The organism is Imperialibacter roseus, from assembly GCF_032999765.1.
Classification (GTDB): Bacteria; Bacteroidota; Bacteroidia; order Cytophagales; family Cyclobacteriaceae; genus Imperialibacter; species Imperialibacter roseus.
On the sequence record NZ_CP136051.1, the window covers coordinates 4,826,189 to 4,848,108 of the forward strand.

Below are 21,920 nucleotides of genomic sequence, written 5' to 3' on the forward strand. Positions count from 1 at the left end.
CCTAAGCCGTCTTTTTATAGTTCAAAATCGCCAGTCCGTTGAGCAACACAGCGTAACCGAAAATCACTGCGAAGAAGAACCTCGTCTCCTGCCAGCCAGCTCCTTTGAGCATCACGAGCCTGACGAATTCGATGAAATATCGAACAGGGTTGAACAAGGTAACAGTTTGGGCCCAGCCAGGCATGTTTTCTACGGCGGTAAAGAGCCCACCCATAAGAATGAACACTACAAGAAAAAACCAGGCAAGGAACATGGCCTGCTGCTGTGTGTCGGTAAGCGTGGAAATGAGCAACCCAAAGCCGAGAATCAAAAGCAGGTAGACGGCGGAAAAAGCATAGATAAGCCCCACGCTACCTACAAACGGGATATTAAACACCACTTTAGCTACTACCAGCCCAATAGAAAGCACCATAAGGCCCAGCAACCAGAACGGCAGCAGTTTTCCGATCACAAACTGATATTTCTGAATTGGTGTGACGTTGATCTGCTCTATAGTGCCAATCTCCTTCTCTCTCACGATGTTCATAGAACTCAAAAATGCGCCTATCATCGTGACCAAAAGCACCAAAATGCCGGGCACCATAAAGGTCTTGTAATTAAGCTCTGGGTTGAACCAGAAAGACGACTCGACATTGATTACCTGCCCGGCAGTGGGCTGACTACCGGCCACCACCCTCATTTCCAGATTCGTCAACTCTCGCTGATTGTAGTCGGCTAGTATTCTGCCAAAATAGTAGTTGGCGAGGCCGGCTTTGGTGCCATCAATGGCGTTGACAATAACCTGCAATGACTGCGGCTCCTTCCGAACCAGCTTCTTTTCCATGCCCGCAGGTATTTCCACTACCAGATCGGCCTCATTCCTGTCGAGGGCTGCTGCGGCTCCTGCATGATTGAAACCAGCACCCGCTATCGTAAAATAGCCTGAGGCAGTCAAGCCACGGTAGAGCTGGCGGCTAGCGCTACTCTGGTCGTTGTCCATCCAATACACCTTCAGGTTCTTTATTTCAAAGTCAGCAGCATAGCTTAAAATGATCAGCTGCACCACCGGCATCACAAACAAAATGGGCAGGTTCGTTTTGTTGCGAAAAATCTGCAAAAACTCTTTTTGTATGAGGTATAGAATTATTCTCATGGCACTTTCAGTTTAACCAAGTCGGACATTGAATTTTTTGATGCTCAACCCGATAAAAAATACCGTAAACCCAACTAGAATGAGGGTTTCCTTCCAGAAATAGGCGATGCCAACGCCCTTGAGCATGATGGCTTTTTCGATGACAATGAACCACCTGGCCGGGATAATGTGCGAGATGATTTGCAGTGGCAAGGGCATATTCTCAATAGGAAAAATGAAACCTGAAAGCAGAATGGTCGGCAGCATCAGTCCCATTAGCGAAAGCAACAGCGCCGTTTGCTGAGTTTGGGCTACGGTGGAAATTAGAATGCCCAGCGACAGCGCCATGATGATGAAGAGCATGATCTCTGCCAGCAAAAGTGGCACACTTCCCATTATAGGCACGCCAAAGACATACCTTCCGAGCAGCAGCACCACTACAGCATCAAGAAATGCCAGACTGAAGTAAGGCACCACCTTGGCAATAATCACCTGACCGGGGTTCATAGGTGATGCCAGCAATACCTCCATTGTGCCAGTTTCCTTTTCTCTGGCTATCGAAATGGATGTCATCATCGCCGATACCAGCATCAGCAGTATGGTGATGAGACCAGGAACAAAGAGAAACACGCCTTTTAGGCTGGGGTTGTACTGAAGCCTAACCTCCGCACCCACAAGAATGGGGGGCTGCCCGGGTTGGTTCAGTTCCAGTTGAAAATTCTGGATGATGGCTGTGGCGTAATTAACCAACGTATTGGCCATGTTCGGGTCGGTGGCGTCGGCCAGCAGCTGCACCGATGCTTTTCCTTCATGCTGGAGTTTATCGGCAAAATTGGGCTCGACTACCACAGCCATCTTTATCCTGCCCTCCCTGAACAGCTGCTCAACATCGTCAATACTTTCAGCCTGTCCGTCAGGGAGGATGTATCCGGAGGCAACCAGCTTATCAGCTAACCTGCGGGACACCTCGTCGTTCGACTGATCGAGGATGGCAATGTGCGCATCTTTGATCTCATTGGTGATGGCATAACCAAAAAGCAGGATTTGCACCACCGGCATTCCAAAGAGAATCAACAACGTTCGCTTGTCTCTGAAGATGTGGTAAAACTCCTTTCGTATAAGTGAAGTCAGTCTTTTCATAGTGAAATGCTATCTTCTTTGGCGCATCCTATGGACGGGCCACCTTGATAAATACTTCGTTCATGGTTTTTACACCATATTTCTTTTTCAAACCTTCCGGTGTATCGTAGGCCTCCACCCTGCCATCCACCATCATGGAGATTCTGTCGCAGTATTCCGCCTCGTCCATGTAGTGCGTGGTTACAAACACGGTGATGCCGTCGTGGGCTGCTTCGTAAATCATCTCCCAAAACTGTCGTCTGGTAATGGGGTCTACTCCGCCAGTGGGCTCATCAAGAAAAACAATCTTGGGGTCGTGAAGAATGGCTATGGAAAAAGCCAACTTTTGTTTCCAGCCCAGTGGCAAGTCTTTCAGGAGCTTGCCTTCCACTTCGTCAAGCCCGAGTCTTCTAACCAGCGCCTCTCCTTTTTCCTTCCACTGCTTTCTCTTCAAACCATAAATGCCACCATAAAACCGTATATTTTCTTTGATGGTCAGGTCGTCGTAGAGCGAAAACCGCTGACTCATGTATCCTATGGATTTTTTGATCTGGTTTTGTTGCTTAAACACATCGAAACCAGCTACCACCGCCTTGCCAGACGTGGGGCTGAGCAAGCCTGAAAGCATCTTCATGGCGGTGGTTTTACCTGCGCCATTAGCTCCCAGAAACCCGAAGATTTCTCCCTGCTTCACTTCGAGCGAAATGGAGTCGACAGCCTTGAAGGTGCCGAATCTCTTGGTGAGGTTTTCCACTTCTATGATAGAACTACTCATGCCGCTACATGTTGATTCATCAGCGCAATAAAGCAGTCCTCTATATCTGGTGCTACCTCCACTATCTCCCAGTTTTCCATTCCCTGAGCGCTGAGGTATTTGATTAGCTCTTCACTCGTCAGCTTGCCTTTGTCGGACACTACATGGATGTTTTCGCCAAATGGATACACCAGTGTGGCCTGCTCCAGCATTCGAAGCGACGAAAGCATGTTGTACTTTTCGTTTGTTTTGATGGCCAACAAGGAATAGGCATAGGCATCAGTAATTTTTGCCGGTGTATCTACCGAAAGAATGCGGCCATCTTGCATGAGCGCCACCCGGTCGCAAAGGCTGGCTTCGTCCATGTAAGGAGTGGATACCAAAATGGTCATCCCACGTTTTTTCAGCATTTGAAGAATTTCCCAAAACTCGCTTCTCGACACAGCGTCCACGCCAGTGGTGGGCTCATCCAAGAACAGGATTTCGGGACTATGCACTAGTGCACAGCAAAGGGCCAGCTTCTGCTTCATTCCACCCGATAGTGCTCCGGCTCTGCGCTTTCTAAAAGGCTCAATTTGAGAATATATATACCTGATATTGTCATAATTCTCTTCCAGCGTAGTGTCATATATGGAGGCAAAAAGGTTGATATTTTCTTCAATGCTCAGGTCCAGATAAAGAGAAAAGCGACCGGGCATATAGCCCATTTTTTTGCGAATTGAAGCATAGTCTCTGGTTACATCAATGCCCAGCACATTTACCTCGCCACTATCGGGCAGCAACAGTGAAGACATGATCCTGAAAAGTGAAGTTTTGCCGGCACCATCAGGGCCAATTACCCCGAACAGCTCTCCTTTTTTAACATTCAGAGAAATTTCCTTCAATGCCTCCACATGGGCATAGGTTTTCACCAGGTTCTTTACAATAACTGCATTTTGCTTTTCCATGACCTTAGAATTTAACCTCACCCGGCATTCCTATTTTCAATGCCCCATCGTTGGGCACCACCACTTTGATCGCATACACCAAATTGACCCTTTCTTCCCTTGTTTGGATGATTTTTGGCGTGAACTCGGCTGATGAGGAGATCCATGACACCGTTCCTTCATTCTCTTTCAAATTGCCGTCGGTGCCGTCAGTGAGCACTCTCACCTTCTGGCCAATTTTGATGGTGGCCAACTGCGGCGCATCTATGTAGGCCCTCAGTGTCAATTCCTTCAGGTCGGCTACCTTAAAAAGCGGCTTGCCAAAAGTGACAATCTCACCTGCTTCAGCATATTTGGAGAGCACGGTTCCTCCCAGCGGGCTTGCCAGCACACTGCGCTGGATTTGATCTTCTATCTGCTCCATTTGCACCTCAAGCGGAGCCAACTCCGACAACAAGCCTCTGTTGGCTGTGCTTAGCTGGCTTTTGGTGGCGTCGATCCTGTTATTCAGTACTTTCAGTTCGCCATGCAGGTCGTCCCGTTGCTTTGCAGTTGCTGCCCCTTCGACGAACAGCTTGTCCACCCGTTTGATCTCTCTTTCAAGGTTCTCCTTCTGCTCAAGCAGCACATCTATTTGCACCTTTTCGTTTTGGAGTTTACTTCTGATCGCTTGCTTGGAGGCCGTCAGCTGTTTTTTCTTCAAATGAAGGCCAAGAGTGTCGACCAGTCCAATGGCAGCGCCGGCCTTTACCTGGCTGCCCTCCTCCACCTTTAGCTGCAGGAGCTTGCCAGTAGCTTCCGAAGAAACCAGCACTTCGGTCGCTTCAAAATTGCCATAAGCATCCGACCTCTCTTCATTTTTGTTGCATCCTGCCAACCCGATCAGCAGCAATGCACTTGCTGTGTATGTGAAAATTTTCATTGCTATAGTTCCTTAAAGATTTCCTGTAAGTGTAAAGTATTGTACCTGATACCACGCCTTGTCGATCTCGTGCATGCGGGCCGTAATTTTTGCCCTTGTAAGTTGATCCAGCGCAGTGATGTAGTCGGAAGAGGTGACAGTTCCGCCTTCGAGCCTGGCAGCGTATTCCCTGACAATTGACTCCTGCAGCCTGACGATCTCGGCATCCCTTTTCATTACCTCGTCAGAGACCAACCACTTCTTTCTCCATTGCAGGGTGCCATTTTCGAATTGGCTCATGGCATCGCTGCGGCTGTTTTCGAGCAGCTGCTCCTGAATTTGCAGCTCTTGTCGCTCCTGCTTGCTGGCTCCCCAGTCGAATAGTGGCCAGTAAAGCCTCACTCCCGCCATATAGAACCCGCTAAGGTCGGTTTTAAAGAAATTGTAAGGATTGGGGCTACCAAAGCCTCCTCTGGCAAAAGCACTTACCTTCGGCTTAGTTCTCGCAGCAATGAGCTCCCCCGCCTGAGAAAGCACAGTTTTCTGCTCACTCAAATAGCTGAGCTCCGGCCGGTTGATCGTTGCTTCACCCTCCAGCGGAATGGTGCCGCCAGGAAGAGTTAATACTGCATCTACAGAGAGTGGCTGCCCAAGTTTGTCAGCCAGCATGGCTACAAGCCCTTCTTTTTCGGCCTCCGCCGCTACAAGCTGTTGTTCGATGGTCAGGATTTCCTTTTCGAAGGCGGACTTATCGCTCTGCAAAAGCACGCCAGTCGAGAATCCCGCATCAATCACCTTTTTTCGCTCGAGCAAGGTATTCCTGGCAGCTTCAAGGTTTTTTTCGGCTTCCTGAATCCTGAGTACACCAAAATACAAGCTGTTCACAGACTCCTTTACCTTGTACAGATCGACCTCCACTTTCTGCTGATTGGCCGCCAGTTCTCTTTTGGAAGCTTCTCTCGATTGCCTGACCATGCCGCCGTCGTAAATACTCTGTTCGATGCCCACGGTAGCCTGGTACTGGCTTTTTGGAATTTCCGGCGTTTCAGCGCCTGGAATACTGAATGGCAATGAAAACACGTCGCTCTGATAGCTCCACTGCCCATTCAGACTCACTTGCGGACGATACGCCAGTCCCAGCCGTTCCTCTTTGGAAGCAGCCAACTCACCATAAAGAGCTGCCTGCCCCGAAAGCGGTGTGTGCTGAAGTGCCAGCTCGTAGCAGCCCTGCAGGCTGATGGTTTCCTGGGCGTAAACCCCGGCCACCATCGCCACTGCACTCATTGTTAGTACAAACCTCTTCATATTATTCGTTTGTTGATTTGTCGGTTAAATAGTTCCAAATGATCACCGGAACTTCCTTCTTTCTTCGCTCAAGAAATTTGTTATAGTCTTCTTCACTAAGTCCGAAGACCGGCCTGAGAATAGGCTTTGCAATGACAGGAAAAACGCACAGCCCCATGATAGAGCTGATGAGATCCACTGGCTCTATAGGTCTTATGGTACCTTTAGCCGCTTCAGCCTTCAATTGCAAACCCAGCCCCATCGCCACCTGCGAAACTTGCGAACCAATTTTGCCAAACAGCTTCTCGGGGTTCCTTGAAATTTCGTTAATGACGAAAAGAGGCATGAAGGGATTGTTCTTCATCAGTTCCACATAGTGCTCCACAAACTGCATCAACTTTTCTTTTAGGGGCATTTCCTTCCCAAGAATACCAAACAGGGCCGGGCCATTTGACTGGAGTGTCTCCATGAAAACCCTTTCGAAAAGCAAGTCTTTGGACCTGAAATAGTAGTGCAGCAATGCTTTGTTGATGCCGGCCTTGTCAGCAATTTCCTGCATTCTCGCTCCCGCCATTCCCTGTTGAATGAATACCTCCCTGGCGGCTTCCAGTATCTTTCTTTCTGTACTTACATCCTTCGTCATGATGCAAATATACGAAGTATTAACCGAGAGGTTTAACCAATTGGTTAAATTTTTTGGTTAACAAATGATATTTAATCGTATGTCATTGTTTAACAGTACTTTAAACAAATTTTCTATTTTCTGGCAAAAATAGATTAGATTAATACTTTAATGATTTATGATGTCGGACAAAATACTCACCAGGCCCTGGACGGAATTTGAGCTCAATCAAAAGCTCGCCAAAATGCCTGTGCTGCCTGAGTATAAACTGCTTATTCAGGTGAGGGAAATTCTTCTCGACAGCCGACTGGCCAATGAAAGACTCGACTCACTCATTGAGCTGATCGAAAAAATACCACTTCACAGGTCTCAGGAAGAAAGAGATATTTTTATTGAGCATCTGCAGGAGGTGCTGGTGGATGTGCGGCTTTCATCGGAACTAACAGTAAATGTTGTGAAACTGCTCAGGTCAATAGAAAGGCAATCTTGACTTATTTACGGTTGCCGCTAAAATATTTCTATCTTCACAGTGCTCTTTTTGGCTCATCTAAAAGACCTGTTTCCATGGTTTTTTCTCAATGTTTTCGTATTTTACTAGTGAAAAAAAACAACAGGGTTGAGAAGATATTTTGAAAGCTTTTCTAATTTTCCCACCTGAAAAATTAAAGTAATACCAAACCAACACAAAACACTCCAGCCCGTCTGGAATGAAAAATGGAAACTCGTGACTTACACCACAAGGTGATCCTGAAAACAGGACCCAATCAGGCTTATGAAGCCATTCTTGACCCCAAAAAACATAGTGACTTTACTGATAGTCCAGCAGAAAACGACGGAAAAGTAGGCGGAGAACACAGCGCTTTCGACGGCTACTGTTTTGGTGAAAACGTCGAGCTCTCTTATGGAAAGCGCATTGTGCAAACCTGGCAAGCCGACGAAGATGGCTGGCCGGAAGATCACTTCTCCAGGGTCATCTACGAGTTTACGGCAGTTCCCGGCGGCACGCTTCTTACTTTCAAACAGCTTGGTGTGCCCGAAGAAGTGGCCGACAGCATCGATCAGGGCTGGATCGACTACTACTGGGAGCCTCTGAAGGCGTATTTTGAGGACTAGGTAACCCTGGCAGTCTAGCCTCTTTCAGCTTTATTCTGTTCTTGTCCTTAGTTATGGCCATAATTCCGTAATTTTGCGGCTTGCTTTTGGCAGCTAACACATTTCGCATGGATTTAACACATTTAACGGCCATATCGCCGGTCGACGGTCGCTATAGAAAACAAACCGCTTTATTGGCTCCCTATTTCTCTGAGTGGGGACTGATTCGTTACAGACTCCAGGTAGAAGTCGAATACTTCATAGCGCTTTGTGAAATACCACTGCCCGCTCTTGGCACTTTTCCAACAGCCAGGTACGCCGAGCTAAGAGCCATCTATAAAGATTTCTCGGAGAAAGATGCGCTGGCCATCAAAGAAATAGAGAAAACGACCAACCATGACGTGAAGGCGGTGGAATACTTCATCAAACAGAAGATGGATGCTGCCGACCTTTCAGCCTATAAAGAATACATCCATTTTGGCCTGACCTCGCAGGACATCAACAATACCGCCATTCCTCTAAGCCTGAAGGAGGCTCTGCAGGAGGTTTACCTGCCCAAGCTGAATGAAATAATTGCTTCACTGGCAGCCATGGCCGCAGATTGGGAGAAAATACCTATGCTGGCAAAAACTCACGGCCAGCCTGCCTCGCCTACCCGTCTTGGCAAAGAAATCAGAGTCTTTCAGGTACGGTTGGAGGAGCAGATAAAAGGATTGAAAGACATACCGTTTGCGGCCAAATTTGGCGGCGCCACCGGCAACCTCAATGCCCACCACGTGGCCTTCCCCACCTACGACTGGGCTGAGTTTGCCAACGGCTTTGTTAGTAATAGTCTTGGGCTGAAAAGAAGCTCACCCACCACACAAATTGAGCACTACGACCACATGGCGGCTCTTTTTGACGGACTCAAGCGCATCAACACCATCCTGATCGACTTTTCAAGGGACGTGTGGCAGTATATTTCCATGAACTACTTCAAGCAGCGGATCAAAGCCGGCGAGATTGGGTCGTCGGCCATGCCCCACAAGGTGAATCCAATCGACTTTGAAAATGCCGAAGGCAACCTTGGCATGGCCAATGCCATTTACGAGCACCTTTCCGCCAAGCTTCCCATTTCAAGGCTGCAAAGGGATCTTACGGACTCAACGGTATTAAGAAATATTGGCGTACCCATTGCGCACAGCTATATCTCCCTGCTTTCGCTGGCAAAAGGCATTGGCAAGCTGGAGCTCAATCAGGCAGCCATAGATGCCGATCTGGAGGACAACTGGGCGGTGGTAGCCGAAGCTATTCAAACTGTACTTCGCCGGGAAGGCTTCGCCAACCCGTACGAAACGCTGAAAGCGCTCACCCGCACCAATACCAAAATCACCAGAGAAAGCATCAGTACTTTTATTGATGAGCTGGAGGTAAGTGAAGACATAAAAAAAGAGCTGAGATTAATCAGCCCTTTCAGTTTCACGGGAATCTAAGAAAGCATTGACCCTTGGCTTTTTACCAGTGGTCAACAACTTTCTACAGTTCCCTGATTCTGATATTACGGAACCACACTTTGTTGCCGTGATCCTGCAAGGCAATTTTGCCTGTTGATGATTTTCCGAAAGCTTCCCACTTGGCGAACTTGCTTTCACTGACCATTTTATCCCAAACCGGGCCGCTTGTTGGGTATTCAACCACTTTCTTGCCATTCATGTAGTGAGTGGCTTTGCCGTCTTTGATCACCAACTTCACTTTGTTCCATTCCATCGCTGGCTTGTAAGCTGAGGGGTCGCTTGGGGGGATCATGTCGTACAAAGACGTCGCAAGACGGTTCCCATTTTTGCCTTGCTTGGCGTCCGGGTGGCGTTCATTGTCAAGTACTTGCATTTCAGGGCCTGTGTAATAAGGAGCGTTGTATTTGGCGTCTTCGATCACATGGAACATGATGCCGCTGTTTCCGCCTTCAGAAATTTTCCATTCCAGCTCTAGTTCAAAATCGCCATAGTCCTTGTTGGTAACCAGGTCGCCAGCGCCGCCGGCAGTCAGCACAATGGCACCATCTTCCACCTGCCATTTTGGATCAACTCCTGATTTGTTGTAAATGTGCCACTGATCGATGGTTTTCCCGTCAAACAGAGAAACCCACTTTCCTTTTTGCGCATTGGCAGCAAAGGAAAAAGAAAGCATCACCATAGCCATGACGCTTAAGCTTTTCATTACTTTATTCATATTGATGTGTTTTGTGCCCAAAAGGCGTTGTTCAACTTCAAAACCCTAAGTAGAAATGATTTTATTTTTTTACCTAGTGAATATACCTAAATGTACCTAATGAATGGCACATGGTCAATTTTGGTTGTGAAGCGGGCAAGGTCAAAAAGAGATGGGCGCTATATCCTCTGGTTCAGTAGCGGAAGCGTCGCCAATAAAGTCACCGGTATTGACTCGGCAGTCTTCGATCCTGTGCTTCAGTATGAGTTTCCAAAAGGGAGATTTTCGAAAAACCAGCCCCGTCTTCACAAAGAAATTGTTGGTCATCTTCTTCCACATGGTCTCGTAGCCCGGCTGCCCTTCCTTTAGCAACACGTACTCAAAGCCCATCTTGTGCGTTTCCTGAAGGGCGCAAGGGTTTCCGTAAAGCACCCCTTTTGTTTCTGTTATGATAATATAGCGTGGGTATTCTTGCCTGGGGAAGTCCTTCTTAGCCTCATTTTTCTTTTTTTGCTTCAGCACCCACGATGGGGAATCCTTGTCAATGGGCCTCTCTTTCGACTGAGCTGCTGCTGTGCACAAGCTCCCAAGATAGAAAGCTGTGGTCAGCATTATTAAAAAAATAGGAAGCCTAAGACGCATGGTTTCGAATATACTGGTAATTCTCCTCAATCAATATTTCCTTATTTCGATTCCAAGCTGGTTTGGGTTTCGAATCTACTATATTTGCAGGCATTTCGGAACCAGATCGCTATAGTTTTGAAGCACATCATTAGTTTTTTGCTACGCACAGTACCCAGAAAATACCTGCAACTTTTCAGCCATTGGGTGCTCAAGGTGGTCTCCATCTTTTACATTGGCAACAAAGTGGAATGCCCTGTATGCAACGCCCACTTCCGAAAGTTCTTGCCCTACGGCAGGCAGTCCCGTGAAAATGCCCTCTGCCCCAACTGCCTGGCACTTGAGCGACACAGGCTGATGTACCTGTTTCTCAAGAACAAGACCAACTTTTTTACCGATAAGTTGAAAGTGCTTCATGTAGCGCCTGAAATCTGCTTTATTGAGGCATTTGAAAAACTTCATAAAGACGACTACATCACAGCCGACATAGAATCGCCTTTGGCAAAAGTGAAGATGGATATCCATCAGGTACCGTTTGACGACAACACGTTCGATGTGGCCTTTTGCAACCACGTAATGGAACATGTGGACAGCGACCTGAAGGCGATGAGCGAGCTGCACAGAGTGCTGAAGCCGGGTGGGTGGGCCATTATCCAGGTGCCGTTCTTCTATCCGCTGGAAGAGAAAACAGTTGAAGACATCACCATCACCGATCCAAAGGAACGCTACCGCAGGTTTGGGCAGGACGACCACGTGAGAAAGTACGGGAAGGACTATGCAGAACGGCTGGCCAGCGCCGGGTTTACAGTTGATGCCAATGACTATGTGAAGGAATTACCGGGCGACGTAGTTACCAGGTATGCGCTGCCAAAAGACGAGACTATTTTCTTTTGTAAAAAGGCATAGGCTACTTGTAGAAGGTTTCAGCAAACCCAAACTTAGGCTTTCTTCTGAGTACATACACCTCAAATCCTGCCTTTAAGAACCCCAGGCCATACCCCACCAGCTGCACAAAAGCAGCAGGCACTGACAAGATGCCGGCAGGCAACCCATTTTTAATTGTTGAATCAACCAGAATGAAGGCGGAATAGATCAGAAGAGGAAGGAGCCGGTTGGCATTGAACAGCAGCGCCCACACAGCCAGAAAAATGACTGCAACCGCAAACAAGGCTGGAAAAGTATGCACGGCTTTTGTAGAGCCGGAGTGCAACAAGTGAAGATGAATTCTTGCCACCCCTGAGTTGAACACCTGCTTATAAAACTGTCGGAAATTGCTTCTGCGTTTGTGATACACCCAGGCATCTTCAATTAACACGCCCTTCATGCCTGCTTTTTCTGCTCTCAAACAAAGGTCAATGTCCTCGCCAAACCGCATCGCCCTGAAGCCTTCAATCTTTTGAAAAAGCATGGCTTCAACACCCATATTAAAGCTACGGGGTTTATATGCTTCCATCGATTTTCTTTTCCCACGGATACCACCGGTGGTTAGAAAAGAGGTCATGGAATAGTTGATGGCTTTTTGAGTGGCAGAAAAATCGGAAGCAGCCTTGTCGGGTCCGCCAAACAACGATGGTAGCTTTGGCAATGCGTCCAGCGCAGCAATATAACCCGGCGGCACTATCACATCCGAATCCAGGAAGATCAGCCACTGGCCTTTGGCCTGCGAAGCCCCGTTGTTTCGGGCTGCGCCGGGTCCGGCATTGGGTTGGAAAAGGTAGGTGAGGTCTAGCTTGCCGGCAAAGCTTTCAACCACTTTGTCAGCCTTTTGCTCCGAGCCGTCCTCCACAACGATCACCTCAAAGTGAGTTGCCTGCTGGTCGCCTAAACTGGAAAGAAGCTCCCTGAGTTCGTCCGGCCGATTGTAAACCGGTACTATGAATGAGTATTTGGGCTTAGCCATGGGCCAAAGCTATAAACCTGACCTCTCAATGACCAGATAATCTTCATTCTTATTGCTGGTGATTGTCATCATTTCAGCCAGGAAGCCAGCCAGAAAAAGCTGAACGCCCACCACTACTGCCAGCAGAGCGATGTAAAACAATGGCTGATCGACAATTTCCCTGACCGGAAGTTTGAGCCTGAGGTTGTTCCATTTTTCAAGCGCCATAAACCCGGTAACACCGGCTCCAAACACAAAAGTGAGTGTGCCCAAAGTACCGAAGAAGTGCATTGGGCGCCTTTTGAACCTGGTAACAAAAGAAATAGAAAGCAGGTCGAGAAAGCCGAAGATGAAGCGTTCCAGCCCAAACTTAGTTCTGCCATATTTTCTGGCGTGGTGCAGCACCTCTTTTTCACCTATGCGAGAAAACCCGTTCCATTTGGCAATAAGCGGGATGTATCGGTGCATTTCGCCGTACACCTTGATGTTTTTTATTACCACAGACCTGTAAGCTTTCAGGCCACAGTTAAAATCGTGTAGCGGAATGCCTGACATGATGCGGGTAACGCCATTAAAAAATTTGGATGGAATGGTCTTGCCAATGGGATCGTGCCGCTTCTTTTTCCAGCCCGACACCAGGTCGTAGCCATCTTCCGTGATCATGCGGTAGAGCTCGGGAATTTCATCGGGGCTGTCCTGAAGATCGGCGTCCATGGTGATGACCACTTTGCCATCCGCTGCTGCAAAGCCTTCGTGCAGGGCAGCGGATTTACCGTAATTTCTGTTAAACCGTAAGCCTTTGATACAACTATTACCTATGCCTAGCTCCTGGATAGTTACCCAGCTGGCATCGGTGCTCCCGTCATCCACCAGTATCACCTCGTAGGTAAACTGGTTTTCCTGCATCACTTTTTGTATCCATTCACACAATTCCTGTAATGATTCCTCTTCATTTTTGAGAGGAACCACTACAGAAATATCTGGCTTATTTTCGGTCATTAAACTTCAAGTTGTGGATCGGTCTTTTTTGTAATGGCAGACACAATCAGGCTCAATATAAAGCCGAAAAACAAAACGCCCACTATACCAAAGACAAACATCATTCCCGGATTCATGAATTTTTCCGTAATGGCCATCGCCTGATCAATCTGTGCATCTGGCGTGCCTTGCTCTTCCATATTGTATCTTGCCTTTTCCATCATAGTTTCCACAAACGTTGGATCAACAAAGGTTATGTATATAAAGGAGAAAACGGAGCTAATCACCCCGCCAACCAGTGATATCCAAAACCCGATTCCGAGGCCCTGGCCAAATGAAAGGAATCCGTCTCCGTCCTCTTTGTATTTCTTATGAGCAAGAAAGATGACAACTGCTAAAAAAATGTAGTTGATCCATGATGCCCATGATTCAAATACCAGCCCGGTCAATTGAAGGACAAGGCCATAAATAATCATTACCACACCAGCAATAACGCCGTATTGCAAACCTACTCCTCTTGTTGTTACTTGTTGTTCCATGGTTTTAGTTTTTAGGTTTCGTTCTTAATATCATAGATAACATGATAGTAAACAAAAGGCCAAGGATGCATTTCTTCAATAGATTGTCCAAGGAGACAATAAAGGCAGTGGTAGCTTCTACGTCTGTTACTGTTTTGTCGTAGGTAGCCTGCCCCATTTCTTCAATTACCCTTGCTTTGCCGCTTTCAAGTATCTCTACCTTATTGGTAATGAATTCTGCCAAAAGATTACAGTCGCAAAACTCGAGAAACAAAATGATAAAGACACTGGACACCAGCGCAATGATTATATAGCAGAAAAAACCAACTGTCATTCCCTGCCAAAAAAACATCAAACGGCCATTGTGCACATCCCTGAATTCACGGATGCTCACAAACAGAAACAATGGCAACAGCATAAAATCGAAGGGCTGCAGCATTAAAAGAGGGTTTTCACCCAGCAGGAAAAGCACCACAAAAACCAGCACCACCAGCAAGCCTCCAGCTATCCCGTACTTCAGGGGTACCTTGATCAATGGATTCTTCATGCCAGCTTAGTTGATGATTTGAACAAGGCCATTATTGGCAACCGCTGCCACCATGCCAGTCAGTTCTTTTCCAAAAAATGGATTGTTGACAGATTTACTAAGGTTGGTTTTTTTATCGAGCATCCACCTGGTGGACGTGCTGGCCACTGTCAGGCAGGCGTCAGCACCAACCTCCAGAGCAACAGCAGGCAAGCCTAGCACCTTTCTCGGCCCATCGAAAACGGCGGGCAGCGACTGCTCCAGCGAAAGCTCGCCTTTGAGGTCCAGTTGGTTGAGCACAGGCCAGAGGGTTTGAAGCCCGGTGATGCCAAATTCGGCCAGGTCAAACTCCAGCTTTTTGCTCTCCTCATCCTGCGGCTCATGCGCCGACACAATGGTGTCGATGGTGCCATCCTTCACGCCGGCAATCAGCGCCTTTCTGTCCTTTTCGGTGCGGAAGGGAGGTGACACTTTGTAGTTGGTATCGAAGGTGCTCAGGTAGGTGTCGTTGAAACAAAGGTGGTGTACTGATACGTCGCAAGTCACTGCAAGGCCACGTTTTTTGGCTTTTTTGATCATATCGACAGCCTCAGCGGATGACACCTGTGAAAAATGGATCTTTCCACCAGCGTACTCCAGTATTCTCAGATCCCGCTCCACCATGATGGTTTCGCCAGCCACCGGCACACCTCTCATGCCCAACCTGGTGCTTTGCACTCCTTCATGCATCACGCCAAACTTTGCCAGCCACTTGTCTTCCGGCCTGTTCATCAACAAGCCATTGAGTGGCTGCAGATATTGCAGGGTTTTCAACAGGATATCCGTGTTCCAGATGGGGTCGTGGCCATCGGTAAAAGCGACAGCACCCGCATGGTGCAGATCGATCATTTCACTCAGCTCCTCCCCTTTGCGCCCAAGTGTAACGGCAGCCATCGGATGAACCGTGGTCACTTTGCCTCGTCCCTTTGACTTTAGGTACTCGATATCGTTCTTCGTTTGTATGGTGGGGTGGGTGTCGGGCAGCAGGCACACATCTGAGAAACCTCCTGCGGCGGCAGCTTTCAACCCGGAGTTCAGGTCTTCTTTGTGCTCCATGCCCGGGTCGCAAAAATTAGCCCGCAGATCGAACCAGCCTGGCGTTACGATCAGGTCTTTGCCCTCGATAATCTTTCCTGCACTGTTAGTTTCCTTCAAGCCCAGGTAGTCGATTTTCCCATTTTTTATGGAAAGGTGGACTTTTTTCAGATGGAATTCCGAGGAGGGGTTGATCAGTTTTACACCTTTCAGGTATAGGCTACTCATAGGAAACGAAGTAATAAGACCTCAATAAGTAAAAATGCTAACGCCAAAATTAAGGCATATTTCCACAATTCCTTTCCATTGAAGCGTTCGTTCAAATTCTTTTCGAGATCTTCCGGTGAGAGCACATTGATAATCTCTTTTTTCTCCACCGTGTTGAACAACTCCAACACCGACTCTTCCGGCAAAGGTTTGAGTTGCGATTCGCCTTTCTCCAGATTGAACGCCAGTGCATCCACCAGTTCGTCCCTGAACTTCACGTCGTAGTAGCCAGCCTGCATCATAAACCTGGGCAGCTCCAGCCTTACATTGGCCCCCACCGCCTGCTGACCGGGCACAATTTCCTGCCCGTTGCCGCTGAGCTTGTACAGTTCGGTATCAGTTACTTCCGACCCATTGACGGTGAGCAGTATTTCATCAAGCGTATAGTAAAGTCGGCCCTTTGTGCTTCGGGCACCGATAGCCATTTTGTACATGATGGGCACAAACAAGGCGTTGTTGGAAAACGTGCTGCTGGTCGGCGCCAGAGAAGAAGCCAGCAGGTACAAAACCCCCGAAGAGGCATTTGCTCGGGTCAAATAGGGAGCGCCTGACCTGTATTTCAGCAAATGACCGCCATTGTTACCCCAGCTCATTTGCATAGCAGCGGCCGGCATTTCCATTTTCTCGGAAGAGGCCTCAAAAATGTTTTTAAAGAAAGGGTTATTGAGATCGGGTTGAGCAATCTCCTGCAGGTTGGTTTGCACACTTTGCCTGAGCGCACTGTAGATATTCGCCCACCCGCTATCAAAACTTTGGGACGATGGAATGATCAAGACCGTTCTCCCATTATCGAGCGAGCTCTTGATAAAAGCTTCCAGGCCGCTGTTTAGCTGATCCACCTCGTTGATCACCAGCAACTCGGCATCCTCAAAGCTCCCGTAGTCAATATTGCCAGCATCGAAGGACTGCAAATCGAATAAAAGCTCGTTGGCAAACACCCTGCCAATGGCAGAAGAGGCTGTTCTGCCACGAATCTCCATAATGCGCACCCTGGGCGACTGGTTCAGCGTCAGGTAGAACTCATTGTCGAAAAGAATAGGGAAATCGTCAATGCTGAGATGGCACCGGTTGAAGTCCTCGAGCGCCATGTTGAGTTCAAATGAAAGGGTGGTTTGCCCATTGGGTACCAGGTCGGTAGTGAGCGCCCCCACCTGAATATCGTTGACAAAAAACTTGACCGGCATATCAGTTTTTATTTCCTCGCCCGTATTGCGAAGCGAAACGAAAAGGGTGTTGGTTTGACCCTCTATTAGAAAAGGGCTTTCGAGGTACACCGTGTCGATGAAAATATTGGCGGAAACAGGAAAGGAAATTGGCAGCAGCTTGAAATTGTTGACGGAGTCGCCATCCGATACCGGCTGCTCAGGGTTGTAGGCAAAGTCGCTGATCCAGTAAATGTCTTTTTCAGTGGCGCCCAGCTCCATTCGGCCAATGATCTCGTCGGGCGATCGCACGATAGATGAGTAGCTCAGCTCAGTAAGCAACTCCTCCACATCCACCTTGCTTTTGGCATGATTGGAAAACGGCGCAAAATCGTTGGTGATAAGCTGAAAGCGTGTTTCTCTTGGGTAAGCCTTGAGCACTTCACTGATCATGCCAATGCTTATGTCCAGCCCGGGCGCTTCTGTACCCGTCAGGTTGCTCATGCTCTGCGAGTTGTCGAGGTACAGCACCACGTCGCCGCTCAGCTGCTTGCCGTCGTTGGAAGGCAGGAAAGGCTGCGCAAAGGCCATGACAAGGAAAAAGACGGTCGCTAGCCTGGAAAACAGCACCAGCCAATGTTTCAGCTTTAGCTTGGAGCTGCTCGTTTGCTTCACATGCTTGAGCATGTTCACATTGGAGAAATATATTTTTTTCGCCCTGCGAAAATTAAACAGGTGAATGAGGATCGGAATAGAAAGTGCAAGAAGAGCCCAAAGGAATTGAGGAAATAGAAAATTCATGAAATGACTGTCTTCTTCTTTTTGTTAATCTCTAAACGGAATCCAAAGTAGAAGGATTGCCGATGATTTGGAAAGATAATGGAAAGCTTTGTCATATTTTTTCTATCAAGGGTATTAAGCCCTAACTTTAAGGTATGAACAATCGGCGGTACGTAAGCTTCTTGGCCCTCATTGGGCTGATTACTGGTCAGCTACTGAGCATTGGTGTGCTGGCGCAAACTATTCCCACCGACCTTGGCAATTTCAGTGAGTCGCTCAGGAAAATTGAGTTAGAAAACTACGGCGGCCAGCCCTATTCGCTTTCTTCTTTCGAAAACCAAAAACTCACCCTTTTGATCCTAATGGCCCACGATTGCCCTATTTGCCAGCAGTACACAGGCAAGTTCAGGGAATTGGCGCAAGTAGAGGGACTTAGCGTGATAGGGATTGCTCCCAGCGAAGGAGAAACCAAAGAAACCGCTGCGGCTTTTGCTGCCAAATACAAATTCGGCTTCCCCATTCTGCTCGACAGCCACCAGGTGGTCACTCATATTCTGAAAGCCAAAGTAACTCCTGAAGTTTTTCTTTTCAACCGAACGGGCGACCTGCTCTACAGGGGCAAAATAGACAATTGGTTTTATGAGTTGGGCAAGTACCGAAACGTCGTCACCGAGCACTACCTCGACGATGCCATTGCCGCCGCTTTTGCCGGCAAAGCCATCAACCCAAACAAAACGGAACCTATTGGCTGCATGCTCAACATGAGTATGAAACACCACTAATCGGCTGGGAAATAGCCTACAGTTTCCCCGCTACCCTTTGCACAAACCAGTTCGGCGAAATCGGCAGTTTCATTTTTGCCGTCCTAAATTTGTTTTGCCTATTTTCGCTCACCAAAACAAGCACAATCAATTATGAGTCAATATAGTAAGTGGTATCACCCCTATAAATACGATGCTAAGTACAAGAAGAAGGTAGCCTACTTTAGCATGGAATTTGCCATTGACCAGGCACTGAAAATTTACTCCGGAGGCCTTGGGTTTCTGGCAGGCTCCCACATGCGCAGTGCTTATGAGCTTAAGCAGAACCTGGTTGGCGTTGGCATACTGTGGCAGTACGGCTACTACGACCAAACCCGCAACATGGATCAGTCGCTGGGCGCTGTGTGGACAGAGAAAAACTACAGCTTTCTGGAAGACACGGGTATCATTGTCGATGTTCCCATTTTCGACAATGGCAGTGTGAAGGCCAAGGCGTATGCCCTCAAGGCCGACACCTTTGGCAGTGCGCCCATCTATCTGCTGAGCACCGATATTCCAGAGAATGACTACCTGTCACGCACGATTACCCACAGGCTTTACGAAGACAACGAGCTGACAAGGGTTGCGCAAAGCATGGTGCTGGGCGTGGGTGGCTACAAGGTGATTGAAGCCCTGGGCGGTGCCGACATTTACCACCTCAACGAAGGCCACGGATTGCCAGCCTTTACTCACATGTATGCGCAGGCAGCCGATAAAAAGAAGCTGAAGAGCAAATGCGTATTCACCACGCATACACCGGAAAAAGCCGGCAATGAAGAACATTCCCTTGAGCTGCTGAACAAAATTGGCTTTTTCCCTACTGGCTGGAAGCAGGAAGAAGTAGATTGGATCACGGACAAATCGGGTAAAGTGAGCTACACGGTGGCTGCGTTGCGGCTGGCCAAAAAAGCCAATGCGGTGTCAAAAATCCACGCCAAGGTGTCGAAAGAAATGTGGGGCACATTTAAAGATACGTGTGAAATAATCCCCATTACCAACTCTCAAAATGTGAGCTACTGGGCCGACAAAGAGCTGAACACCGCCCTGGAGAAAAATAATGACAAGGCTTTGATAGCCAGAAAGAAGGAGATGAAAAGCGAGCTTTTCAAAATTGTGGCCGATCAGTCGGGAAAGCTGTTCGACCCTGACGTACTCACCATCGTGTGGGCCAGAAGGTTTGCTGCCTACAAAAGGCCCGACCTGCTGCTCAAAGACTTCGACAGGTTCCGAAAGCTGGTTACCAACACCAAAAGACCCGTGCAAATCATTTGGGCAGGCAAGCCCTACCCCAAAGACTACGGCGCCATCGACATCTTTAACCACCTCGTGAGGGTGTCCAAAGAGTTTGCCAATTGCACGGTGCTGACAGGCTATGAGCTGGCACTGAGCCGCTCACTGAAAAACGGCAGCGACATTTGGTTGAACACGCCCAGAAAGCCCAGAGAAGCTTCAGGCACCAGCGGCATGACAGCAAGCATGAATGGCAGCGTGAATTTATCGATTCAGGATGGCTGGATTCCGGAGTTTGGCAAGCACGGTGTCAACAGCTACCTGATTCCTGACGGCACCGACTTCAACGACCATCCAAAGCTGGACCAGGAGGACTTTGAGGGGATGTACAAGATCCTTGAAAAGGAGATTCTTCCTACTTACTACGACAAGCCCGAAAAGTGGCTGGAAGTGATGAAAAACAGTATGAGAGATGTGGTGCCGTATTTCAGCAGCCACAGAATGGCCGACGAGTATTACGAAAAACTTTACTCATAAAGCAATTGGGGCAGTTGATTGGATCAACTGCCTTTATTTTTTCAACTGAACTTAAAAAGGCTTTAGGGCACAAATACAGCCTCAAGCACGGGTGATGCATCCTTTTTGCCGAGTGCCTTCAGTACTTTGAAATGGCTCGCCACTGCGTCCCGAAGCCTGCGCTTCGACTTATATGGATGCCCAAACTCCTCCGAGGTCTCTTTCACGATCTTGGAAAGTTTGTGGTAGTGCACATGGCAGATATTGGAGAAGAGGTGGTGTTCCACCTGATAGTTCAGCCCTCCTACATACCAGGAGAGTAACCTGTTGTGCTGCGCAAAATTGGCAGTGGTGTGTAGTTGGTGTACAGCCCAGGTATTGTAGATATTACCGGTTTCATCAGGCACGGGGTATTCGGTACCCTCCACCACATGCGCCAGCTGAAAAACTACTGCCAGAATGAAGCCGGCGATGTAGTGCATCACAAAGAAGCCTATCAACACATGCCACCACGCAAAAGGCAATACCAACATGGGTATTACGATGATGTAGGCGTAGTAGGCAATTTTGGTAAATATCAATACTGACCATTCCTTCAGCTCAGTCGTCTTTTGTTTTTCGATCTGACCGGCTCTTTTGTACCTGGTGAGACGCTCAAAGTCTTTGAACACAATCCAGATAAACGACAGAAGGCCATAGAAAAACCACGCATAGATAAACTGGAACTTGTGGAAGGGCTTCCAGTCGGTGTGGGGACAAAAACGAAGCACGCCTCTTGGTTCAATGTCTTCGTCGGTTCCGTCAACGTTGGTAAATGTGTGGTGGAGCACATTGTGCTGCACCTTCCAGTTGAATGCATTGCCGCCCACCATGTTCAGGGAATAGCCGAGCAGCGTATTTACCCATTTCTTTTTTGAATAGGCACTATGGTTGGCATCGTGCATCACTGACATGCCAATGCCCGCAAGGCCAAACCCCATAACGGCACTCATGGCATAAAACACATAGAGGCTTGAAAAAGAGCCTGCTACAATGACTGCGTAGGGACCGAAATACAGCGTAAACATGGCAATAGTCTTGAAGACCATGGCCGTGTTGGCATTGCGGCTAATGTTTTTCGTTTTGAAGTACTGATTGACTCGGTGATTCAGAGTAGTGAAAAAGTCGTACTCCTTCGACACAAATTTAATGGATTGGCTCATGTAGCTTTTATTGGTGTTAAAGTGACCTTCGCTAGAATGAGTGATCCAATGAAGAGCAGCGATGTGAGACTAGATAAAAGGAAAATTGCTGGTAAGAATGAAAATAATTCGGGACGGCATCTGCAATATAGCCCTTATAACCCTGCATAGCTACACAAATCTGATATATCTGGCGGCTTGAAAATTATGCAAAGGAGTAAAAACAGCTCCAGAGGAATGCTGAGCCATATTTTTTCGACAATGAACAATCCGCAGGTGGAGTGCAAAAGCGTTGCAGGACAATTTTCGTTTTAGAAGTCCTTGAAAAAATTACTAGATCTATTTTTAAGTTATCCTGGGGGTCTGATCATCATAACCAAAAATTGAAGACCTTTGCAGTCTTGATACCATG

General features: G+C 47.9%; 22 protein-coding genes. 6 read left to right on the forward strand and 16 right to left on the reverse strand.

The genetic code is table 11. The features are described 5' to 3' along the window. Position 1 precedes the first annotated feature (1 nt). From RT717_RS20450 to RT717_RS20480, 7 genes are read right to left on the reverse strand one after another with little or no spacing between them, the layout of a single operon-like run. On the reverse strand, positions 2–1,132 hold the full coding sequence (locus RT717_RS20450; RefSeq protein ID WP_317488209.1) for an ABC transporter permease: 1,131 nt from the start codon (positions 1,130–1,132) through the stop codon (positions 2–4). 12 nt (positions 1,133–1,144) lie between these two features. After that, on the reverse strand, positions 1,145–2,251 hold the full coding sequence (locus RT717_RS20455; RefSeq protein ID WP_317488210.1) for an ABC transporter permease: 1,107 nt from the start codon (positions 2,249–2,251) through the stop codon (positions 1,145–1,147). A gap of 28 nt (positions 2,252–2,279) precedes the next feature. Continuing rightward, positions 2,280–3,005, reverse strand: coding sequence for an ABC transporter ATP-binding protein (locus tag RT717_RS20460; protein WP_317488211.1), 726 nt, complete (start codon positions 3,003–3,005; stop codon positions 2,280–2,282). Next, positions 3,002–3,931 carry an ABC transporter ATP-binding protein gene (locus RT717_RS20465; RefSeq protein ID WP_317488212.1) on the reverse strand — a complete coding sequence of 310 codons (930 nt, stop codon included), beginning with the start codon at positions 3,929–3,931 and terminating at the stop codon, positions 3,002–3,004. Before RT717_RS20465 ends, RT717_RS20460 begins: the two co-directional genes overlap by 4 nt. Positions 3,932–3,935: 4 nt before the next feature. Beyond that, positions 3,936–4,832, reverse strand: a complete 897-nt coding sequence (locus tag RT717_RS20470) for an HlyD family secretion protein (RefSeq protein ID WP_317488213.1) — start codon at positions 4,830–4,832, stop codon at positions 3,936–3,938. A gap of 12 nt (positions 4,833–4,844) precedes the next feature. After that, positions 4,845–6,116 (reverse strand): TolC family protein, encoded by a 1,272-nt coding sequence (locus RT717_RS20475; RefSeq protein ID WP_317488214.1) that lies wholly within the window; start codon positions 6,114–6,116, stop codon positions 4,845–4,847. A 1-nt stretch (position 6,117) separates the two neighbouring features. Then, a complete protein-coding gene (locus RT717_RS20480; protein ID WP_317488215.1) occupies positions 6,118–6,738 on the reverse strand; it encodes a TetR/AcrR family transcriptional regulator in 621 nt (206 codons plus the stop codon). Between the two features lie 157 nt (positions 6,739–6,895). Here RT717_RS20480 and RT717_RS20485 point away from each other — a divergent pair, with 157 nt between their 5' ends. The 3 genes from RT717_RS20485 (at position 6,896) to purB (ending at position 9,281) form a co-directional block, all read left to right on the forward strand. Continuing rightward, entirely contained in the window at positions 6,896–7,207 is a 312-nt protein-coding gene (locus tag RT717_RS20485; protein ID WP_317488216.1) for a hypothetical protein, read from the forward strand. A gap of 224 nt (positions 7,208–7,431) precedes the next feature. After that, positions 7,432–7,830, forward strand: a complete 399-nt coding sequence (locus RT717_RS20490) for an SRPBCC domain-containing protein (RefSeq protein ID WP_152000667.1) — start codon at positions 7,432–7,434, stop codon at positions 7,828–7,830. Positions 7,831–7,937: 107 nt separating this feature from the next. Next, positions 7,938–9,281 (forward strand): adenylosuccinate lyase, encoded by a 1,344-nt coding sequence (purB, locus tag RT717_RS20495; RefSeq protein ID WP_317488217.1) that lies wholly within the window; start codon positions 7,938–7,940, stop codon positions 9,279–9,281. Between the two features lie 43 nt (positions 9,282–9,324). Here purB and RT717_RS20500 read toward each other — a convergent pair whose 3' ends face one another. After that, positions 9,325–10,005 (reverse strand): 3-keto-disaccharide hydrolase, encoded by a 681-nt coding sequence (locus RT717_RS20500; protein ID WP_317492373.1) that lies wholly within the window; start codon positions 10,003–10,005, stop codon positions 9,325–9,327. A 153-nt stretch (positions 10,006–10,158) separates the two neighbouring features. Beyond that, entirely contained in the window at positions 10,159–10,608 is a 450-nt protein-coding gene (locus RT717_RS20505; RefSeq protein ID WP_317488218.1) for a hypothetical protein, read from the reverse strand. Positions 10,609–10,755: 147 nt separating this feature from the next. On the opposite strand from RT717_RS20505, the gene RT717_RS20510 reads away from it, so the two are divergent. Next, positions 10,756–11,523, forward strand: coding sequence for a class I SAM-dependent methyltransferase (locus tag RT717_RS20510; RefSeq protein ID WP_317488219.1), 768 nt, complete (start codon positions 10,756–10,758; stop codon positions 11,521–11,523). A gap of 1 nt (position 11,524) precedes the next feature. Here RT717_RS20510 and RT717_RS20515 read toward each other — a convergent pair whose 3' ends face one another. From RT717_RS20515 to RT717_RS20540, 6 genes are read right to left on the reverse strand one after another with little or no spacing between them, the layout of a single operon-like run. Continuing rightward, positions 11,525–12,517 (reverse strand): glycosyltransferase, encoded by a 993-nt coding sequence (locus RT717_RS20515; protein ID WP_317488220.1) that lies wholly within the window; start codon positions 12,515–12,517, stop codon positions 11,525–11,527. A gap of 9 nt (positions 12,518–12,526) precedes the next feature. Further along, complete coding sequence (locus tag RT717_RS20520; RefSeq protein ID WP_317488222.1) at positions 12,527–13,495, reverse strand: glycosyltransferase family 2 protein; 969 nt, start codon at positions 13,493–13,495, stop codon at positions 12,527–12,529. Beyond that, positions 13,495–14,013: a DUF4199 domain-containing protein gene (locus RT717_RS20525; protein ID WP_317488223.1), complete on the reverse strand. Its 519-nt coding sequence runs from the start codon at positions 14,011–14,013 to the stop codon at positions 13,495–13,497. The genes RT717_RS20520 and RT717_RS20525 overlap by 1 nt, the downstream gene beginning before the upstream one ends. A 4-nt stretch (positions 14,014–14,017) precedes the next feature. Beyond that, positions 14,018–14,539 (reverse strand): DUF4199 domain-containing protein, encoded by a 522-nt coding sequence (locus RT717_RS20530; RefSeq protein WP_317488225.1) that lies wholly within the window; start codon positions 14,537–14,539, stop codon positions 14,018–14,020. Between the two features lie 6 nt (positions 14,540–14,545). Further along, positions 14,546–15,820 carry a dihydroorotase gene (locus RT717_RS20535; protein ID WP_317488226.1) on the reverse strand — a complete coding sequence of 425 codons (1,275 nt, stop codon included), beginning with the start codon at positions 15,818–15,820 and terminating at the stop codon, positions 14,546–14,548. Beyond that, complete coding sequence (locus tag RT717_RS20540; RefSeq protein WP_317488227.1) at positions 15,817–17,802, reverse strand: vWA domain-containing protein; 1,986 nt, start codon at positions 17,800–17,802, stop codon at positions 15,817–15,819. The genes RT717_RS20535 and RT717_RS20540 overlap by 4 nt, the downstream gene beginning before the upstream one ends. Positions 17,803–17,936: 134 nt before the next feature. Here RT717_RS20540 and RT717_RS20545 point away from each other — a divergent pair, with 134 nt between their 5' ends. Then, positions 17,937–18,563: a redoxin domain-containing protein gene (locus RT717_RS20545; RefSeq protein ID WP_317488228.1), complete on the forward strand. Its 627-nt coding sequence runs from the start codon at positions 17,937–17,939 to the stop codon at positions 18,561–18,563. Between the two features lie 132 nt (positions 18,564–18,695). Next, the gene (gene glgP, locus RT717_RS20550) at positions 18,696–20,348 is read left to right on the forward strand and encodes an alpha-glucan family phosphorylase (protein WP_317488229.1); all 1,653 of its coding nucleotides are present in this window, start codon (positions 18,696–18,698) and stop codon (positions 20,346–20,348) included. Between the two features lie 62 nt (positions 20,349–20,410). On the opposite strand, the gene RT717_RS20555 is transcribed toward glgP, so the two are convergent. Next, positions 20,411–21,529, reverse strand: a complete 1,119-nt coding sequence (locus RT717_RS20555; RefSeq protein WP_317488230.1) for a fatty acid desaturase family protein — start codon at positions 21,527–21,529, stop codon at positions 20,411–20,413. Positions 21,530–21,920: the final 391 nt, after the last annotated feature.

Excerpts from the sequence above, each read along its gene's own strand:
- RT717_RS20545 (WP_317488228.1), top strand. The coding sequence starts at position 17,937 with ATGAACAATCGGCGGTACGTAAGCTTCTTGGCCCTCATTGGGCTGATT.
- RT717_RS20465 (WP_317488212.1), bottom strand. The coding sequence starts at position 3,931 with ATGGAAAAGCAAAATGCAGTTATTGTAAAGAACCTGGTGAAAACCTAT.
- purB (WP_317488217.1), top strand. The coding sequence starts at position 7,938 with ATGGATTTAACACATTTAACGGCCATATCGCCGGTCGACGGTCGCTAT.
- RT717_RS20460 (WP_317488211.1), bottom strand. The coding sequence starts at position 3,005 with ATGAGTAGTTCTATCATAGAAGTGGAAAACCTCACCAAGAGATTCGGC.
- RT717_RS20525 (WP_317488223.1), bottom strand. The coding sequence starts at position 14,013 with ATGGAACAACAAGTAACAACAAGAGGAGTAGGTTTGCAATACGGCGTT.
- RT717_RS20555 (WP_317488230.1), bottom strand. The coding sequence starts at position 21,529 with ATGAGCCAATCCATTAAATTTGTGTCGAAGGAGTACGACTTTTTCACT.
- RT717_RS20475 (WP_317488214.1), bottom strand. The coding sequence starts at position 6,116 with ATGAAGAGGTTTGTACTAACAATGAGTGCAGTGGCGATGGTGGCCGGG.
- RT717_RS20500 (WP_317492373.1), bottom strand. The coding sequence starts at position 10,005 with ATGAAAAGCTTAAGCGTCATGGCTATGGTGATGCTTTCTTTTTCCTTT.
- RT717_RS20540 (WP_317488227.1), bottom strand. The coding sequence starts at position 17,802 with ATGAATTTTCTATTTCCTCAATTCCTTTGGGCTCTTCTTGCACTTTCT.
- glgP (WP_317488229.1), top strand. The coding sequence starts at position 18,696 with ATGAGTCAATATAGTAAGTGGTATCACCCCTATAAATACGATGCTAAG.
- RT717_RS20505 (WP_317488218.1), bottom strand. The coding sequence starts at position 10,608 with ATGCTGACCACAGCTTTCTATCTTGGGAGCTTGTGCACAGCAGCAGCT.
- RT717_RS20480 (WP_317488215.1), bottom strand. The coding sequence starts at position 6,738 with ATGACGAAGGATGTAAGTACAGAAAGAAAGATACTGGAAGCCGCCAGG.
- RT717_RS20520 (WP_317488222.1), bottom strand. The coding sequence starts at position 13,495 with ATGACCGAAAATAAGCCAGATATTTCTGTAGTGGTTCCTCTCAAAAAT.
- RT717_RS20530 (WP_317488225.1), bottom strand. The coding sequence starts at position 14,539 with ATGAAGAATCCATTGATCAAGGTACCCCTGAAGTACGGGATAGCTGGA.
- RT717_RS20535 (WP_317488226.1), bottom strand. The coding sequence starts at position 15,820 with ATGAGTAGCCTATACCTGAAAGGTGTAAAACTGATCAACCCCTCCTCG.
- RT717_RS20450 (WP_317488209.1), bottom strand. The coding sequence starts at position 1,132 with ATGAGAATAATTCTATACCTCATACAAAAAGAGTTTTTGCAGATTTTT.
- RT717_RS20470 (WP_317488213.1), bottom strand. The coding sequence starts at position 4,832 with ATGAAAATTTTCACATACACAGCAAGTGCATTGCTGCTGATCGGGTTG.
- RT717_RS20490 (WP_152000667.1), top strand. The coding sequence starts at position 7,432 with ATGGAAACTCGTGACTTACACCACAAGGTGATCCTGAAAACAGGACCC.
- RT717_RS20485 (WP_317488216.1), top strand. The coding sequence starts at position 6,896 with ATGATGTCGGACAAAATACTCACCAGGCCCTGGACGGAATTTGAGCTC.
- RT717_RS20515 (WP_317488220.1), bottom strand. The coding sequence starts at position 12,517 with ATGGCTAAGCCCAAATACTCATTCATAGTACCGGTTTACAATCGGCCG.
- RT717_RS20455 (WP_317488210.1), bottom strand. The coding sequence starts at position 2,251 with ATGAAAAGACTGACTTCACTTATACGAAAGGAGTTTTACCACATCTTC.